Origin of the sequence: Actinomadura sp. J1-007, assembly GCF_009793335.1 — a bacterium.
Taxonomy (GTDB): domain Bacteria; phylum Actinomycetota; class Actinomycetes; order Streptosporangiales; family Streptosporangiaceae; genus Spirillospora; species Spirillospora yumaensis.
On record NZ_WING01000001.1, the window covers coordinates 2,930,859 to 2,946,319 of the forward strand.

Below are 15,461 nucleotides of genomic sequence, written 5' to 3' on the forward strand. Positions count from 1 at the left end.
CAATGAGCCGCGATTCTATGTCCCGCAGATTTATGGGACAAAGATTGGCGTCCCACAGTCTGGAGTTAGGATCGGGTTCCGTCAAGAGCGCCCCGAGGATCGGAAGTCCATGACCACGTACCGCATCGACGACCTGGCCCGCGCCGCCGAAACCAGCGTCCGGAACGTGCGCGCCTTCCAGGAGCGCGGCGTGCTCCCCCCGCCTCGGCTGCAAGGGCGGACGGGCCTGTACGACGACTCGCACCTGGCCCGCATCCGGCTGATCGTCCAGCTCCAGGAGCGCGGCTACACGATCGCGACGATCGCCGACCTGATCTCGGCCTGGGAGCGCGGGCACGACCTCGGCGAGCTGATGGGACTGGAGAAGGTCCTCACCGACCCCTGGTCCGACGAGATCCCCGGCTACCTCACGCTCGCCGAGCTCAGCGAGCTGTTCTACCCGGGCCTGCCGCGGGAGAAGGTGTCCCCCGACGAGATCGCCGAGACGCTCCGCCGCGCCGAGTCGCTCGGCTTCGTCGAGCCCGCGGGCGACCGCTACCGGATCCCGAGCCCGAAGCTGCTGAACGTGGGCGCCGAGTTGGTCGCCGCCGGAATCCCGCTGGCCACCGTCTTCGACATCGCGGGCCGCCTGTCCGGCGACTGCGACACGATCGCCCGGCGGTTCGTCCAGCTCACCGTGGACCACGCCGACCTCGACGCCGGCCCCGGCCGCTCCGAGCGCCAGGACCTGCCCGAGATCGCGCGGCTCATCACGCGGCTGCGGCCGCTCGCCCAGTCGGCCGTCCACGGGCTGCTGGCCCGGTCCATGCAGACCCAGGTCATGGCGACGTTCAGCGACCAGGTCGAGAACGTCGCCCGGCTCACCGCTCCCGCCGAATCGCCACGCCCGGAACGGACCGCCACGCCCGAATGACCGGTCCCCGGGCAGACCGGCGAACGTTACGAAGTCGCTGCGAATCCGCCCAACCCGTCCCCGGAAGGGCGCGTCTCATCCGATGATCCGAATGATCACGCTGCGCCGTTGAGGAGAGGACGTTCCGTGAGCGACTGGCAGGTCTCGGGGTTCGACGAGGTGCGGGAGCTCGGCGCGGGCGCGCAGGGCCGGGTGGTGCTCGCGCGGCACGAGGGGTCGGGCTCGCCCGTCGCGATCAAGTACGTGGCGTCGGTCGCGGCCGGGCAGGTGGAGGGGCTGCGGCGCGAGGCGCGGCTGCTCGGGCAGGTCTCCGACCCGCACGTGGCGCGGCTGTACCGGCTGGTGGAGAGCGAGCACGGCGCGGCGATCGTGATGGAGGCCGTCGAGGGCGTGCCGCTCAAGCGGGTGCTGGCCGAGCACGGGCGGCTCACCCCCGAGCAGGCGCTGACCGTGCTGAAGGGCTCGCTGCTCGGACTCGCGGCGGCGCACGGGGTCGGGGTGGTGCACCGCGACTACAAGCCGGCGAACGTCGTCGTCCGCGCCGACGGGCTGAGCAAGCTGATCGACTTCGGCATCGCGATCCCGGCGGGCGAGGGGAACCGGTCCGGGACGCCCGCGTACATGGCGCCCGAGCAGTGGCGCGGCGAGCCCGCCACCCCGGCCGCCGACGTGTACGCCGCCACGTGCGTGTTCTACGAGTGCCTCGCCGGGCGCCGCCCGTTCGGCGGGGACGCCGCGGCGCTGATGGCCGGGCACCTGAACGCGCCGCCGCCGGTCGAGGACGTGCCGGAGGCGGTGCGCGGCCTGCTGGCGCGGGGCATGGCGAAGGACCCCGCGAGCCGTCCGGCGGGGGCGGCGGCGTTCGTCGGGGAGCTGGAGGCCGCCGCGACGGCGGCGTACGGGGCCGACTGGGAGACGCGCGGCATCCGCGCGCTCGCGGGGGCGGCGGTCGCGCTGGCGTCGCTGTTCCCCCTCGCGGCGGCCGGTCTCGCGCCCACCACCGCCGCCGCGACGACGGCCGCCGCGGGCACGAGCGCCGCCGCGGCGGGCACGGGCGCCACGGCGGCGGGCGGGACGGGAGGCGGCGCCGCGTCCGGCGGGTTCCTGGCCGGGGTCGGCGGCAAGGTCGCGGTCGGCGTCGCGGGAACGGCCCTCGTCGCGGGCGGGGGAACGGCCGCCTACTCCGTCCAGCACGACTCCGGGCCCGCGAAGGCCCGTCCGGTCGCCGCCGTGATCGCGACGGAGAGCCGGCTGCTCAGCGGCGTTCCCGTGGCGGTGCGCTCGCAGTACGCGAAGATCACCGGGCTCCGCGACGGGGCGGTGCAGCAGAGCGCCAACCAGCAGCTCCGGGCGCCGGTCGACTGGACCGTCCAACGGCTGAGCAGCCAGACCGCCGAGGTCGAGACCCGTTCGATGTGCAAGGGGAACAACAGCACCGTCGCCCTGACCGCGCGCATGGGCGTCAAGGGCCCGTCGCTCGTCTCGGCCGTCTACGCGAACAAGAGCACGCTGTGCTTCCCGGTGGACGGCGTGATGCCCGGCTGGGCCGTGACCGTCGATCTCAAGACCGGCCGCGCGCTCACCGCGGACGACGTCTTCAAGCCGGGCACGCTCACCGCGTCGGGCATCCGGACGCTGTGGGGCCGCCTGACCGTCCGGGGCGGCAGCATCTACGGGCCGACGGGCTGCCGTCGCGGCGAGTTCCCCGAACGCGCCGACTTCTTCCCGTCCAAGCCCCCCGCCGGCACCGCCGACACCGGGGAGAACCCGCCGTACGTGACCATCTTCCTGGACACGAACCAGTTCGAGCTGAACGTCTCGGAGGGCGGCAGCGAATGCCCGTACGACAAGCTCACCGCGCCGTACGCGAAGGTGCGGGACCTCCTCGTCCCGTCCCTGGCCGCGAAACTGCCGGTGTGACCCGTTCCGCCGCCGGGGTCGCGTGCCGAATCAGCTCCGGCGGGGGTCGGTCCCGTCGGGGGTCGGTCCCGTCGGGGGGTCAGTCCCAGCCGTACACCGAGAACGCCTCGGAATCGCGGCGTACGCGGCGGATCGCGTCGGCGATGTAGTCCACCGTGCTGGCCGGAAGGTCGTCCGGATCGCTCCACCAGATCCCGGCGCATTTCTCCGGCTCGTTGTTGACCGGCTCGCCGTCCCAGCGGGCCGCGGCGAAGAAGAACCCCACCCGGTCCTCCTCGCCCGGCCCGCTGCGGTGGCTGACGTGCACGAATCTCAGGTCATCCGGGCGCAGCCGGACGGCCACCTCCTCCTCGGCCTCGCGGATCGCCGCCGCGAGCACCGACTCGCCCCGCTCCAGATGGCCGGACGGGACGCCCGCACGCCCGTCGGCGTATCCGGTGTTCGCCCGTTCCATCAGCAGGACTCTCCCTTCGGCGTCCAGCAGCAGCACGTGGACGTCCACGATCGGCCGATGCCGCGCAGGATTCCGCGCCCCTCCAAGCACCCCACCTTGAGTCATTCGGTGACTATGACACGCCGGGCGTCACGCCGGGCCCCGGAGCAGAACGGTCAGCCGCTCCATCAGCGCGATCGCCTCGTCCACCTCCTCGGTCACTGCGGCGAGCGCGGGCCGTACAGAGGCGTCGCGAACGGTCGCCGCACGCGGGGACTCCTCGGGGCAGGGCCTGAGCAGCGTGCGGCGCCGGTCGGCCGGATCGGCCTCGGCGACGACCGCCCCGGCGGCGCGCAACCGGGCGACGCAGTTGGACACCTGGCTCTGCACGAGGTCGGTGCGCTTGGCGATCTCGGTGACGGTGGTGCCGGGATGCTCGCGGACGTCCGCGGCGACGATCAGGACGGTACGGGTGCTGGTGGGGTGCTCGCCGACGCCCTCGGTGGGGATCGCGGCCTCGGCGATCTTCTGGAGGCGGTGCCCCAGCAGGAACAGCTCGGTGACGTTCACGCGCCCCAACTTACATCGATTTTAGATGCATCTTGTCTTGATGCATCTAAATCAGATGTATATGTTCTGGGCCATGACCACGCCGCGCGGCAACCCCTGGGCCGTCCTCGCCACGCTGTCCCTCGGGTTCTTCATGACCCTGCTCGACCTGACGATCGTCAACATCGCCGTCCCGGACGTGATGCGCTCCCTGCACACCGGCCTCGACCAGGTGATGTGGACCGTCAGCGGCTACGCCCTCGTCCTCGCCGCCCTGCTGGTGACGTCCTCGCGGCTCGGCGACCTGAAGGGCCGGCGCGCCCTCTTCGCCGCCGGCGTCGCGGTGTTCACCCTCGCCAGCGCCGCCTGCGGCCTCGCGACCGGCCCCGCGACGCTGATCGCCGCCCGCGCCGTCCAGGGCCTCGGGGCGGCGCTGCTGACCCCGCAGACCATGGCGCTGATCGTGACCACCTTCCCCGCCGGACGGCGCGGCGCCGCCCTCGGCGTCTGGGGCTCGGTCGCGGGCGTGGCGACCCTTTCCGGGCCCACCCTCGGCGGGTTCCTGGTCAGCACGGCCGGGTGGCGCTGGGTGTTCTTCATCAACGTCCCGATCGGCCTGCTCGTCCTCGCGATGACGTTCCTGCTGATCCCGGACGTCCGGCCCGCCCGCGCCGGCCGCCTGGACCTCCCCGGCGTCCTGCTCTCCACCGCCGCCCTGACCTGCCTCACGTTCGCCCTGATGGAAGGCGACCGCTACTCCTGGAACGCGTGGATCTGGGTGCTCGGGGCCACCGGCCCGCTCCTCGGCGCGGCGTTCCTGCGCCACCAGGCCCGCCGCCAGAACGCCGACCCGCTCGTCCCGTTCGCCCTCTTCCGCGACCGCGGCTTCGCCGTCATGACCGCCCTGATCGGCGCGATCGGCGCCGCCCTGGTCGCCGCCGTCCTCCCGCTCAGCCTCTACCTCCAGCAGGACCTCGGCCTCAGCGCGATGCGCGCCGGACTCGCCCTGGCCCCGTCCCCGCTGGTCTCCCTGCTGGTCTCCCCGTTCGCCGGCCGCCTCAGCGACCGCGTCGGAGGCCGCCGCGTCCTCCTCGCCGGCCTGCTCTCCTACACGCTCGGCCTCGCGGCCACGGCGCTCCTCACGACCCCGACCGCCCACGCCGCCACGTTCGTCCTCCCGCTCATGCTGATGGGCCTCGGCACCGGCTGCGTGATCGCCCCGCTCTCCTCCGAGGCCATGCGCAACGTCCCCCCGCCCCTGGCCGGAGCCGCCTCCGGCATCAACAACACCGTCCGCCAGCTCGGCTCGGTCCTGGGCACCGCCGCCGCCACCGCCCTGATGGCCGTCGGTTCCCCCCTGACCGGCATCCACCTGGCCCTGACGTTCCCCATAGCGGCCCTGACCCTCGCAGCCCTGACCGTCCTCCTCACCCGCAACGGCACCCCACCCGCGGTCAACGCGCGGAAGGCGTCCTGAAGGCTTCGCCGCGCTCTGGTTGCTTAAGGGGGGTTACAGGTTTCGTGTTGGCTGTTACAGCAGGTCGTGATCGGGTAGCCGGGTCCAAGAGGGAACGCGACGGTGAACGAGGGAGCCAGGATGACCACTCCGGAAGAGAACGCCCCCAAGACCGAGAAGACCGATCAGGTCTTGGGGCGGGAGGACGGCCGGGACCGCCGGAAGGGCAAGGGCGGCAGGCCGGACGGCGGGGAGCGCACCGCGGTCGGGGCCGCCCTGCAAGAGGCGATGGACGAGTCCGGCCAGGACCGCGACGACCTCACCGGACGGTGAGCGCGTCCTTCGGGCGGCGGGCCGGGCCCGGCGTGGAGGGGCCGTGGCGGACGGGGTGACGCCGCCCGACGGCTCGGTGACGTTCGTCGGCAACGCCACCGTGATCATCAGGTACGGCGGCTTCACGCTCCTGACCGATCCGAACTTCCTGCACAAGGGCCAGCACGCCTACCTGGGCTACGGGCTGCGCAGCAGGCGGTTGAAGGAGCCGGCGCTGTCGGTGGAGCAGTTGCCCGACCTCGACGCGGTCGTGCTCTCCCACCTGCACGACGACCACTGGGACCGGGTGGCCGAACGGGGCCTGGACCGGGCGCTGCCCGTCCTGACGACCGAGGCCGCCGCGCGCGCCCTGGACAAGCGGGGGTTCCGCGGAGCGCGGGCGCTGCGCACCTGGCAGCACACGGAGATCACCAAGGACGGGCGCCGGCTGCGCCTGACCGCGATGCCGGGCCGCCACGGACCCGGGCCGCTCCGCCATCTGCTGCCGCCGGTCATGGGGTCGCTGCTGGAGTTCGGCCCCCGGGACGCCGAACCCGAGTTCCGCCTCTACATCAGCGGCGACACCCTCATGTACGAGGGTCTCGCGGAGGTCGCGCGACGGCACCCCGAGATCGACACCGGGATCGTGCACCTGGGCGGCACCAGGCTGCTGGGTGTGCTGACGGTCACCATGGACGGACGGCAGGGCGCACGGTGGATGGAGACGATCCCGTGCCGCTCCGTTCTGCCCGTGCACTACGACGACTACACCGTTCAGAAGTCGCCCCTGTCCGCCTTCCGGACCGAGGTGGAACGGCGCGGTATGAGCGCCCGCCTCCGGCACATCGACCGAGGCCAGACCCTGACCCTCTGAGCGCCGGGCCCAGGGCAGGCGCGAGCTGGGAGCGGGTACGGGGCGTTCGGGGGCTCTAGGCAGGAGCGCGTCGGCGCAGCAAGCTGGAGGGCACGCACCCCTCTCGCGCGGGCCGGCGCGGAAGCGGTGCGTGCCGGGACGGCGCGTCCCCATGGAAAGGGGTCGAGCGAAACCAGCACGCGCGCTGCCCCAGGCCGGCGTGCTCGGGAGCACCGGGGCGGTTCCTCCCCGGCACCGGTCCGGGAGGCGTCACCCACCTGGCGCCGTTTCCCGGACCCCGAGCACGCCGGTCCGTCGCGCTGGCCCATCCCCTGCAGAACGCACTTCAATCCGCGAGCACACCGGCAATCCGCGCTGAACGCGAGAAACCGCGTCCCACCTGGGCGGGCTCGTACGCGAACGGTGGGTCAGGTGGGCAGGGCCGCGGTGACGCGGCGGCGGATCGCGTCCAGGTCGACGTCTTCGGACAGGGACGTGTCGCTCGGCATGACCTTGGTGGCGCTGTCGACGTTGAGCAGCGTGCGGAACAGGCGCGGCAGGACGGCGCGGGCGAGCAGGTCCTCCCCGAGCGCCGCGGCGGCGGCCTGGTCCATGCCGTACCGGTCGGCCAGGTAGGCGGCGAGGCGTTCGTAGGTGGCGGCGAACATGGCGTCGAAGTACGCGCTCGAACTGCCGGGCAGGCGTTCGGCCTCGGCGATGCTCAGGCGGCAGGTGCGCACCTGGGGCTCCCAGACCATCAGTTCGAGGAACCGCCCGCAGAACAGCACCACCGCCTCAGCGGGGTCGCCGGCGTACGCGTCGGGGGTCTTCAACTTGTTGAGGTAGAGCTCGCCGACGAGGTCCAGCACCGCGAGGAAGAGCTTGTCCTTGCTCTCGAAGTGCGCGTACAGCGACCGCTTGGACGTCTTGGCGCGCACCGCGACGCTGTCCATCGACGCCCGTTCGTACCCGGTCTCCAGGAACACGTCCTTGGCCGCGAACAGGATGTGGCGCCGCAGTTCCTCCCCGCGCCGCTGCTCACCCCGCCGCGGTCCGCCCTGCTGGCTCATTCGACTTGCATCTCCACATGTAAACGGTACGGTTGAGTTTACTAATTGGGGACGCCGCGTCCCCCGCCGCTGGAGGGCACCACATGATCGTCATCACCGCACCTACCGGAAACATCGGGCGCCGGGTCCTCGACCACGTGCTCGCGGGCGACCGGCCGGTCCGCGTCGTCGTGCGCGACCCGGCGAGGCTGCCCGCCGGCGTCCGCGAACGGGCCGAGGTCGTCCAGGGCTCGCACGGCGACCCGGAGGTCGCCGCCCGCGCCTTCGACGGCGCCGACGCCCTGTTCTGGCTGCTCCCGACCGACCACCACGCCGCCAGCGTAGACGAGGCGTACGTCGGGTTCTCCCGTCCCGCGGTCGAGGCCATCCGCGACCGCGGCGTCAAGCGCGTCGTGGACGTCAGCGCCCTCGGGCGCGGCACCGCGCACGCGGACCGGGCCGGGTACGTGACCGGCTCGCTGGCCATGGACGACCTGATCGCGGGCACCGGCGCGGCGTTCCGCGCGCTCGCCGCGGGCTCGTTCATGGACAACCTGCTGCGCCAGGCCCGGTTGATCAAGGAGCAGGGCGCGTTCACGGGCACCCTCGCCCCCGGCCTCGCGCTGCCCGCCGTGGCCGCGCGCGACATCGCCGCGGTCGCCGCGCGCCTGCTGCTCGACACGTCCTGGTCCGGCCAGGAGGAGGTGCCGCTGCTCGGCCCCGAGGACCTGTCCGGCGCCGACATGGCCGCCGTCGTCTCCGACGTGCTCGGCACGCCCGTCGAGTACCGGCGGATCCCCGGTGAGGCGCTGGTCGACCAGCTCACCGGCTCGGGCGCGTCCGGCGCCATGGCCCAGGGCATGCTCGACATGATGATCGCCAAGGACGGCGGCCTCGACCACGGCATCGCCCGTACGCCGCGGCACGCGATCGACACCCCCACCACGTTCCGGCAGTGGTGCGAGGACACCCTCAAGCCCGCCGTCGCCGCCGCCTGACAGACGCACGCGTCCCGCGCCTCGTCCCTCGTGCCGTGCCCGGTCGTGCGGGCGGGCACGGCACGGCACGAGGGTACGGAGGTCAGGAGACGCGGGTCATCGTCGAGTCGTAACCGCCGCCGCCCGGGTACACCCACGCCCCGTCCATGACGGTGCCGTCCTCGTTGAACGCGCCCTTGAAGTAGGCGGGCGATCCCTTCTCCCCGCCCCAGATCGTCAGGACGTCGCCGTCCATCTCGTACACGTAGTCGAAGGTGTTCCCGGCGCTGTCGTAGAAGCGGGACTTGATGTCCTCGCCCGGCTGCTCGGCGCCGAAGGGACGCTCGCGGCCGATGACCTCCATCCCCTTGACCTCCTCGCCGGCATGCCGCATCTCGACGTCCTGAATCATGAAGAAGCCGCCGTCCAGCCAGCGGTAGGTGACCGTTCCCTCGGCGCCGCCGGTCACGCGCCACGTTCCGACGAGCCGGTCCAGCGCGCGCAGTCCGGCGTCCGGGATGTTGTCAGCCATGATGGTTCCTCTCCGTCGTTTCCCCTTATGACGGGGCCCGGACGGAAAAGGAATCGGTCTAGAGCCCGAACTCCGCGAGCCGCTCCGGCGCGAACGTCGTGATCTCGGCGATCAGCCCGTCCTCGATCCGCAGCACGTCGATGTTGACGGGCGTCCACGCGCTCTGGCCCGGGGGCCGCGCCCAGTTGGCCACCGCGGGCTGCCGGTTCGCCGACGTCGCGACCGAGCGCCACTCGCCCCAGGTGTCGGTGTCGGCGAGGGCCGACTCCCACATCGCCAGGATCGCGGCGCGGCCCTCGTACACCAGGTTGACCGGCGGCATCGTCTGGCGCGCGTCCTCGCGCAGCAGGGCGGTGAACGAGGCCGGATCGGCTCCCTGCGACGCCTCGACGTAGCGCCGCACGACGGCCTGCTCGCGTTCGCCGGCCTGCCGGCTCCACTCCGCCCGCCGTTCCGGCAGCTTCGCCCGCATGGTCGCCCGCGCCCGCTGCAACGCGCTCTTGACCGACGCGACGCTCATGTCCAGCGTCGCGGCCGTCTCCGCCGCCGGCCACCCCAGCACGTCCCGCGTGATCAGCACCGCCCGCTGCCTCGGCGGGAGATGCTGCACGGCCGCCAGGAACGCCAGCTCGATGGTCTCCTTCTCGACGACCTCGGACGCCGCGTCCAGCAGCCGGTCGGGGTACGGCTCCAGCCAGGTGATCTCGGCGATCGGCGACTCGGCCATCGCGACCTCCCTGGCCCGCGCCGGGCTCGCCAGGAAGTCCAGGCACGCGTTCGTGGCGATCCGGTAGAGCCAGGCGCGCAACGTCGACCGCCCCTCGAAGCCGTCGCGCTTGCGCCACGCCCGAAGCAGGGTCTCCTGCACCAGGTCCTCGGCGTCGCTGAACGAGCCGAGCATCCGGTAGCAGTGCACCCGCAACTCGTCCCGGTGCCGCTCCGCCGCCTCGACGAACGCCGCCTCGCCCATGTCCTGCCACCCGATGACCGTTCACCGCCTCCAGACCAGAACACCCCGGACCACCATCACTCCGGCCACAAGCGTAGACACTGGACGGCACCGCGCGGGCGGACGCGACGAGCCCGCCGCCGGGCGGGCCCGGGGGCGGGGAGTGTGAGGATCGGGGCATGGACGTCCGGCAGCTGGAGTACTTCCTCGCGATCGTGGACCACGGGGGCTTCAACCGCGCGGCGACGGCCCTGTACGTCTCGCAGCCGGCGCTCTCGCAGGCGGTTCAGAGCCTGGAGCGCGACCTCGGGAGTTCGCTGTTCCACCGCATCGGGCGTCGGGCGGTGCTGACCGAGGCCGGGCGCGCGCTGATCGAGCCCGCGCGGGCGGCCGTGCGCAGCCTCCAGACCGCACGGGCCAGGGTCGCCGCCGTCGAGGAACTGCGGACCGGGCGGCTGGACGTGGCGGCGATGCCGTCCCAGGCCGTGGAGCCGCTGACGACGATGATCCGTTCGTTCAGCGATCGCTTCCCCGGGGTGTCGGTGGTCATCAAGGCCGCTTTCACGGCACGGGACGTGGTCGAGATGGTGCGCACGGGCGCCGCCGAACTGGGGCTGCTCGCGACGGCGGGCCCGTTGCCGGAAAAGGAGGTGACCGTCCATCCCGTCGGAAGGCAGCGCTTCGTCCTGGTCGCCGCGCCTGACGGGCCGTTCCCCGACAAGGATCGCGTGGCCTGCGAGGAACTGTCCGGCCACCGGCTGATCGTCGGCCAGTCCGGCACCGGAATGCGCGCCTATGTCGACGGCCTGAGCGAACGGGGCGTCGAATTCGCCATCGCGGCGGAGACCGAACACCGGGTCTCGCTCCTTCCGCTGGTGCTGGCGGGTGTGGGAGTGGCGGTGGTGACCGAGGCATGGCGCGGCATGGCCGAACAGGCGGGCGCGCGGGTGCTGGACATCGAACCGGAAAGCAGCCTCGACATCGCGCTGGTGAGCCGCGGCGAACTGTCCCCGGCCGCCCAGCAGTTCATCGCCTGCGCCGTTCGATAAGGGCTGCTTATCAGCGTCATCGCCGTTACGACTTGGACGGGCGAACGGCTGGATTGCTGCAATCGACGCATGACGAACCACCACATCGCGCTGATCCCCGGCGACGGAATCGGCGCGGAAGTCCTGCCTCCCGCCCGCAGGGTCCTCGACGCCGTGGGCGCCCGCCACGGCTTCGGCTTCACCTACACCACGTACGACTGGTCCTGCGAACGTTACGCCCGCGAGGGCGCGATGATGCCGCAGAACGGCCTGGACCTGCTCCGCGACAAGGACGCCATCCTGCTCGGCGCGGTCGGCTATCCGGGCGTACCCGATCACGTGTCGCTGTGGGGGCTGCTGATTCCGATCCGCCGCGGATTCCGCCAGTACGTCAACGTGCGACCGATCCGCGTCTTCGAGGGAATCGACAGCCCGCTGCGGACGGCCACTCCCGGAGAAATCGATTTCGTGGTCGTACGGGAGAACGTCGAAGGCGAATACAGCGAGATCGGCGGACGCCTCAACCGCGGTTTCCCCGACGAACTCGCCGTCCAGGAATCGGTGTTCACCCGCACCGGCGTGACGCGCGTGCTGGACTACGCGTTCGAACTGGCCGCGCGGCGCGGCGGAAGGCTGATCTCGGCCACCAAGTCCAACGGCATCGTCCACACCCTTCCGTTCTGGGACGAGCTGGTCGCCGAACGCGGCCGTTCCCACCCGGAAGTGGACTGGGACCAGGAGCACATCGACGCGCTGGCGGCCAAGTTCGTCCTCGATCCCGCCCGCTTCGACGTGGTCGTCGCCTCCAATCTCTTCGGCGACATCCTCAGCGACCTGGCCGCCGCCGTCGCCGGTTCGATCGGCATCGCGCCCGCCGCCAACCTCAACCCCGAACGCGAGTTCCCCTCGATGTTCGAGCCGGTCCACGGGTCCGCCCCCGACATCGCCGGCCGGGGCATCGCCAACCCGCTCGGCGCGATCTGGTCGGCGGCCATGATGCTCGACCACCTGGGCCACCCCGAGGCCGCCGGGGACGTGACCGGCGCGATCGCCGCCGTCCTCGCCAAGACCGACCTGCGCACCCCTGACCTGGGCGGAACCGCGACCACCACCGACTTCACCGAGAAACTCCTCGAACTCCTCTGACCGTCCCCCCTCGCCCCACCACGCGCCCGCCCCACCGGACCGGACGGCGGGTCGCGCGGGCGCACGCGGGCGCACGGCCCGGCGGCCGTTCCGTACGCCCCCTTGGCCTTCCCGCCGCGTTCACCCCCATGAGGAGAGAGCCATGGCAGCACCGGCGTCCCCCCACCCAGCCCTCCCCGCGACACCGTCCAGACCCTGGTACAAGCAGCTCTACCTCTGGGTGCTGACGGCCATCACCGCAGGCGTCCTGACCGGCTGGCTGTGGCCCTCCGCGGGCGTCGCGCTCGAACCGGTCGGCACGACCTTCGTGTCCGCGATCAAGATGCTCATCACGCCGATCGTCTTCCTCACCATCGTGGCGGGCATCGGCGGCGTGGACAGCCTGCGCCGGGTCGGCCGGATCGGCCTGAAGTCACTGGCCTACTTCCAGGTCGGCACCCTCGCCGCGCTGGCGCTCGGCCTGGTCGCGGTCAACGTCTTCCAGCCGGGCGCCGACGTGCACGCCCATCCCGGCGACCTGCGGCTGGCGGGCGACGCGGCCCAGTACGTCAAGGACGGGGAGGAGCAGAGCTGGTGGCACTTCCTCACCGACATCGTGCCGTCCAGCGCGGTCGGAGCGTTCGCCGAGGGCAACATCCTCCAGGTCATCTTCGTCTCGGTGCTGTTCGGCGTCGCCCTCAAGGCCGTCGGGCCGCCCGGACGGCCGATCATCGAGGGGATCGACCGGCTGAGCACCGTGGTCTTCAAGGTCCTCCACTACGTCATGCAGGCCGCCCCCGTCGGCGCGTTCGGGGCGATGGCGTACACGATCGGCAAGTACGGGATCTCCACCCTCACCAGCCTCGGCCAGCTCATCGGCCTGTTCTACGGCACCTCGGCGTTCTTCGTCGTGGCGGTCCTCGGCGCCGTCACCGCCCTGCTGAAGATCAACATCTTCCGGCTGCTGCGCTACCTGCGCGAGGAGTTCCTGATCGTCCTCGGCACCTCGTCCTCCGAGAGCGTGCTGCCCCGGCTCATGGCCAAGCTCGAAGGACTCGGCGTACGCCGCGAGATCGTCGGCCTCACGGTGCCGACCGGCTACTCGTTCAACCTCGACGGCAGCTCGATCTACCTCTCCCTGGCCGCCGTCTACATCGCCCAGGCCACCGACACCGATCTGGACCTCGGCGGCCAGCTCGGGCTGCTCGCGGTCATGATCCTCACGTCCAAGGGCTCGGGCGGCATCACCGGCGCGGGCTTCATCGCGCTCGCCGCCACCCTGTCCACGCTCGACACGGTCCCCGCCGCGGGCATCATGCTGATCTTCGGCATCGACAAGTTCATGTCGGAGTGCCGCGCCCTGACCAACCTCGCGGGCAACAGCGTCGCCACCCTCGTCGTCGCCCGCTGGGAACGCGTCCTCGACACCGCCCGCGTCAACCGCGTCCTCCGCACCGGCGTCCCCGAACCCCAACCGCCCGCCCCCTCCGAACCCGCCGCCCCCACCCTCACCACCGCCTGACCCCGCGGTTCCATGAAAGCGTCGACTCCTGGAACCCGACTCCACCACCTGGACGGCCGTCTGGACCGTCCGCTTGCCTGCCCGTTGCCGATCAGAAAGACCGTCCACCGTGCTCATCGCCCGTTCCATCGCGCTGTTCGTCTTGGCCGCCCTGCTGGAGATCGGCGGTGCCTGGCTGGTCTGGCAGGGCGTGCGCGAGCACCGCGGCCTGCTCTGGATCGGCGCGGGCGTCATCGCTCTCGGACTCTACGGATTCGTGGCCACCTTGCAGCCCGACGCTGACTTCGGCCGCATCCTGGCCGCGTACGGCGGCGTGTTCGTCGCCGGGTCCCTGGCCTGGGGCATGGTGGCCGACGGATTCCGCCCCGACCGCTGGGACGTCGCGGGAGCCCTGATCTGCCTGGCAGGCGTCGCCGTCATCATGTACGCCCCGCGCGACACCTGACCGCGCGTCGAGCCTCAGGCGTTCAGGTTCAGGCGGTGGGCGTTCGGGGTGCGGCCGAAGGCTTGGCGGAAGATGTCGATGAAGGCGCTGGCGGACGACCAGCCGCACTGGTGGGCCACCGCGGTCACCGGCGTGTCGGCCGCCAGGAGCATCAGTGCGTGGTACAGGCGCAACTGGGTGCGCCATTGCGGGAAGGTCATGCCGAGGTCGGCTTGGAAGAGCCTGGACAGGGTGCGGTCGCTGGCGCCGACCTCCTTGCCCAGTGCGGCCAGCGTGCGGTCGTCGGCGGGGTCGGCGTGCAGGAGATCGCACAGCGCCTTGAGGCGCGGGTCGGTCGGGGCGGGCAGGTACAGGGGCTGCTGCGACGAGACGCGCAACCGGTCGAGCAGGACCGCTCGCAGCCGGACGCGCTCCGGGCTGTCGCCCGCATCGTGGTCGCGGGTGTACTCCAGGATCAGTTCCCGCAGGAGAGGGTCGACGGTGAGCACCGCGGGCTCGGTCAGGCCGAGCGGGTTGTCGGTGACGGGCAGTCCCACCAGGTGCAGCCGCAGCTCGCCGTGGGCCCGGTGGGCGTGCACGGCGCCCGCCGGTATCCAGATGGCGCGGTTGGCGGGGGCCACCCATGATCCCGCGTCGGTGGTGACGGCCAGCACCCCGCGTCCGGCGTAGGCGATCTGGTGGTTGTCGTGGCGGTGGACGTCGATGGTGCCCCCGGGCGCCAGCCACTTCGCACTGGTCGGCGCGATCGGGTGATGGCGGATCTCCCTCATTTTCCGACATCTTATCCGAAACCCGACATGGCCGCCCGCCGCAGGTCCGGCCGCCTCGACCCGTACGCCCGCGGCACCGCGCGCCACCGGGAACGGAGGTCACATTCGTCCAAGACTTCCGCGGGATCGCCTGCCGTAATGGATGCCACGACAACGGAGGTCGAACGATGTCTGAAGCAACCCCCGACCGGAGGCCGCCGATCATCCTGGCTCCCGCCGAAGGCCGCGAGTACCCGATGGGCCGGATACAGGCCGTCTTCAAGGCGGACGGGGCGGAGACCGCCGGCCGGTACTCGATCTCGGAGTGGTGGCTGGAACCGCGGACGGCGGGGCCGGGCCGCCATTCCCACCCCGAGGACGACGTCTTCTACGTCATCGAGGGGACCATGAGCTTCCTGACGGACGACCGCTGGACGGACGCGCCGGCCGGATCGTTCGTCCTCGTTCCGGGCGGGATCGCCCACGACTTCGAGAACCGCAGCGCCGCCCGCGCGGGCGTGCTGAACATCTCGGTCCCGGGCGCCTTCGAGGAGCTCATGCCGGGCATCGTCGAATGGTTCACGGAGAACCCGCCCCAGGCCCCGACCCGCCGAACCCCCTCGGAAACGTAGACCCCGACCCGACGCCT

Annotated in this window: 17 protein-coding genes; 11 read left to right on the forward strand and 6 right to left on the reverse strand. The window is 71.9% G+C overall.

The genetic code is table 11. The features are described from left to right. Window positions 1-109 precede the first annotated feature (109 nt). Both GEV43_RS13235 and GEV43_RS13240 read left to right on the forward strand, forming a co-directional pair. Window positions 110-913 carry a MerR family transcriptional regulator gene (locus GEV43_RS13235; protein WP_160820954.1) on the forward strand — a complete coding sequence of 268 codons (804 nt, stop codon included), beginning with the start codon at window positions 110-112 and terminating at the stop codon, window positions 911-913. A gap of 126 nt (window positions 914-1,039) precedes the next feature. Further along, window positions 1,040-2,833, forward strand: coding sequence for a serine/threonine-protein kinase (locus GEV43_RS13240; RefSeq protein ID WP_160820955.1), 1,794 nt, complete (start codon window positions 1,040-1,042; stop codon window positions 2,831-2,833). A 79-nt stretch (window positions 2,834-2,912) separates the two neighbouring features. Here GEV43_RS13240 and GEV43_RS13245 read toward each other — a convergent pair whose 3' ends face one another. Together GEV43_RS13245 and GEV43_RS13250 are read right to left on the reverse strand one after the other, a co-directional pair. Continuing rightward, the gene (locus tag GEV43_RS13245) at window positions 2,913-3,335 is read right to left on the reverse strand and encodes an NUDIX domain-containing protein (protein WP_309239612.1); all 423 of its coding nucleotides are present in this window, start codon (window positions 3,333-3,335) and stop codon (window positions 2,913-2,915) included. 81 nt (window positions 3,336-3,416) lie between these two features. Further along, entirely contained in the window at window positions 3,417-3,836 is a 420-nt protein-coding gene (locus tag GEV43_RS13250; RefSeq protein WP_160820957.1) for a MarR family transcriptional regulator, read from the reverse strand. A 73-nt stretch (window positions 3,837-3,909) separates the two neighbouring features. On the opposite strand from GEV43_RS13250, the gene GEV43_RS13255 reads away from it, so the two are divergent. From GEV43_RS13255 to GEV43_RS13265, 3 genes are all read left to right on the forward strand, one after another. Continuing rightward, window positions 3,910-5,292, forward strand: a complete 1,383-nt coding sequence (locus tag GEV43_RS13255; RefSeq protein WP_160820958.1) for a DHA2 family efflux MFS transporter permease subunit — start codon at window positions 3,910-3,912, stop codon at window positions 5,290-5,292. 120 nt (window positions 5,293-5,412) lie between these two features. Beyond that, window positions 5,413-5,604, forward strand: coding sequence for a hypothetical protein (locus GEV43_RS13260; RefSeq protein WP_160820959.1), 192 nt, complete (start codon window positions 5,413-5,415; stop codon window positions 5,602-5,604). A 43-nt stretch (window positions 5,605-5,647) separates the two neighbouring features. Next, on the forward strand, window positions 5,648-6,457 hold the full coding sequence (locus tag GEV43_RS13265; protein WP_309239613.1) for an MBL fold metallo-hydrolase: 810 nt from the start codon (window positions 5,648-5,650) through the stop codon (window positions 6,455-6,457). Window positions 6,458-6,864: 407 nt separating this feature from the next. Here GEV43_RS13265 and GEV43_RS13270 read toward each other — a convergent pair whose 3' ends face one another. Beyond that, complete coding sequence (locus tag GEV43_RS13270; RefSeq protein ID WP_160820960.1) at window positions 6,865-7,506, reverse strand: TetR/AcrR family transcriptional regulator; 642 nt, start codon at window positions 7,504-7,506, stop codon at window positions 6,865-6,867. An 83-nt stretch (window positions 7,507-7,589) separates the two neighbouring features. Here GEV43_RS13270 and GEV43_RS13275 point away from each other — a divergent pair, with 83 nt between their 5' ends. After that, window positions 7,590-8,483, forward strand: coding sequence for an NAD(P)H-binding protein (locus GEV43_RS13275; protein ID WP_160820961.1), 894 nt, complete (start codon window positions 7,590-7,592; stop codon window positions 8,481-8,483). Between the two features lie 82 nt (window positions 8,484-8,565). Here GEV43_RS13275 and GEV43_RS13280 read toward each other — a convergent pair whose 3' ends face one another. Continuing rightward, complete coding sequence (locus tag GEV43_RS13280; protein WP_160820962.1) at window positions 8,566-8,994, reverse strand: DUF1579 domain-containing protein; 429 nt, start codon at window positions 8,992-8,994, stop codon at window positions 8,566-8,568. Window positions 8,995-9,052: 58 nt separating this feature from the next. Beyond that, complete coding sequence (locus GEV43_RS13285) at window positions 9,053-9,964, reverse strand: RNA polymerase subunit sigma-70 (protein WP_160820963.1); 912 nt, start codon at window positions 9,962-9,964, stop codon at window positions 9,053-9,055. Window positions 9,965-10,122: 158 nt separating this feature from the next. On the opposite strand from GEV43_RS13285, the gene GEV43_RS13290 reads away from it, so the two are divergent. The 4 genes from GEV43_RS13290 (at window position 10,123) to GEV43_RS13305 (ending at window position 14,063) form a co-directional block, all read left to right on the forward strand. Beyond that, entirely contained in the window at window positions 10,123-10,992 is an 870-nt protein-coding gene (locus GEV43_RS13290) for a LysR family transcriptional regulator (RefSeq protein WP_160820964.1), read from the forward strand. 69 nt (window positions 10,993-11,061) lie between these two features. After that, window positions 11,062-12,117 carry a tartrate dehydrogenase gene (locus tag GEV43_RS13295; protein ID WP_160820965.1) on the forward strand — a complete coding sequence of 352 codons (1,056 nt, stop codon included), beginning with the start codon at window positions 11,062-11,064 and terminating at the stop codon, window positions 12,115-12,117. A gap of 142 nt (window positions 12,118-12,259) precedes the next feature. Continuing rightward, on the forward strand, window positions 12,260-13,618 hold the full coding sequence (gene dctA / locus GEV43_RS13300; protein WP_160820966.1) for a C4-dicarboxylate transporter DctA: 1,359 nt from the start codon (window positions 12,260-12,262) through the stop codon (window positions 13,616-13,618). A 109-nt stretch (window positions 13,619-13,727) separates the two neighbouring features. Next, on the forward strand, window positions 13,728-14,063 hold the full coding sequence (locus GEV43_RS13305; protein WP_160820967.1) for a YnfA family protein: 336 nt from the start codon (window positions 13,728-13,730) through the stop codon (window positions 14,061-14,063). A gap of 14 nt (window positions 14,064-14,077) precedes the next feature. On the opposite strand, the gene GEV43_RS13310 is transcribed toward GEV43_RS13305, so the two are convergent. Beyond that, entirely contained in the window at window positions 14,078-14,833 is a 756-nt protein-coding gene (locus GEV43_RS13310; RefSeq protein WP_160820968.1) for a helix-turn-helix transcriptional regulator, read from the reverse strand. A gap of 167 nt (window positions 14,834-15,000) precedes the next feature. Between GEV43_RS13310 and GEV43_RS13315 the strand changes: the two genes are divergently transcribed. Further along, complete coding sequence (locus GEV43_RS13315; RefSeq protein WP_241682882.1) at window positions 15,001-15,444, forward strand: cupin domain-containing protein; 444 nt, start codon at window positions 15,001-15,003, stop codon at window positions 15,442-15,444. Window positions 15,445-15,461: the final 17 nt, after the last annotated feature.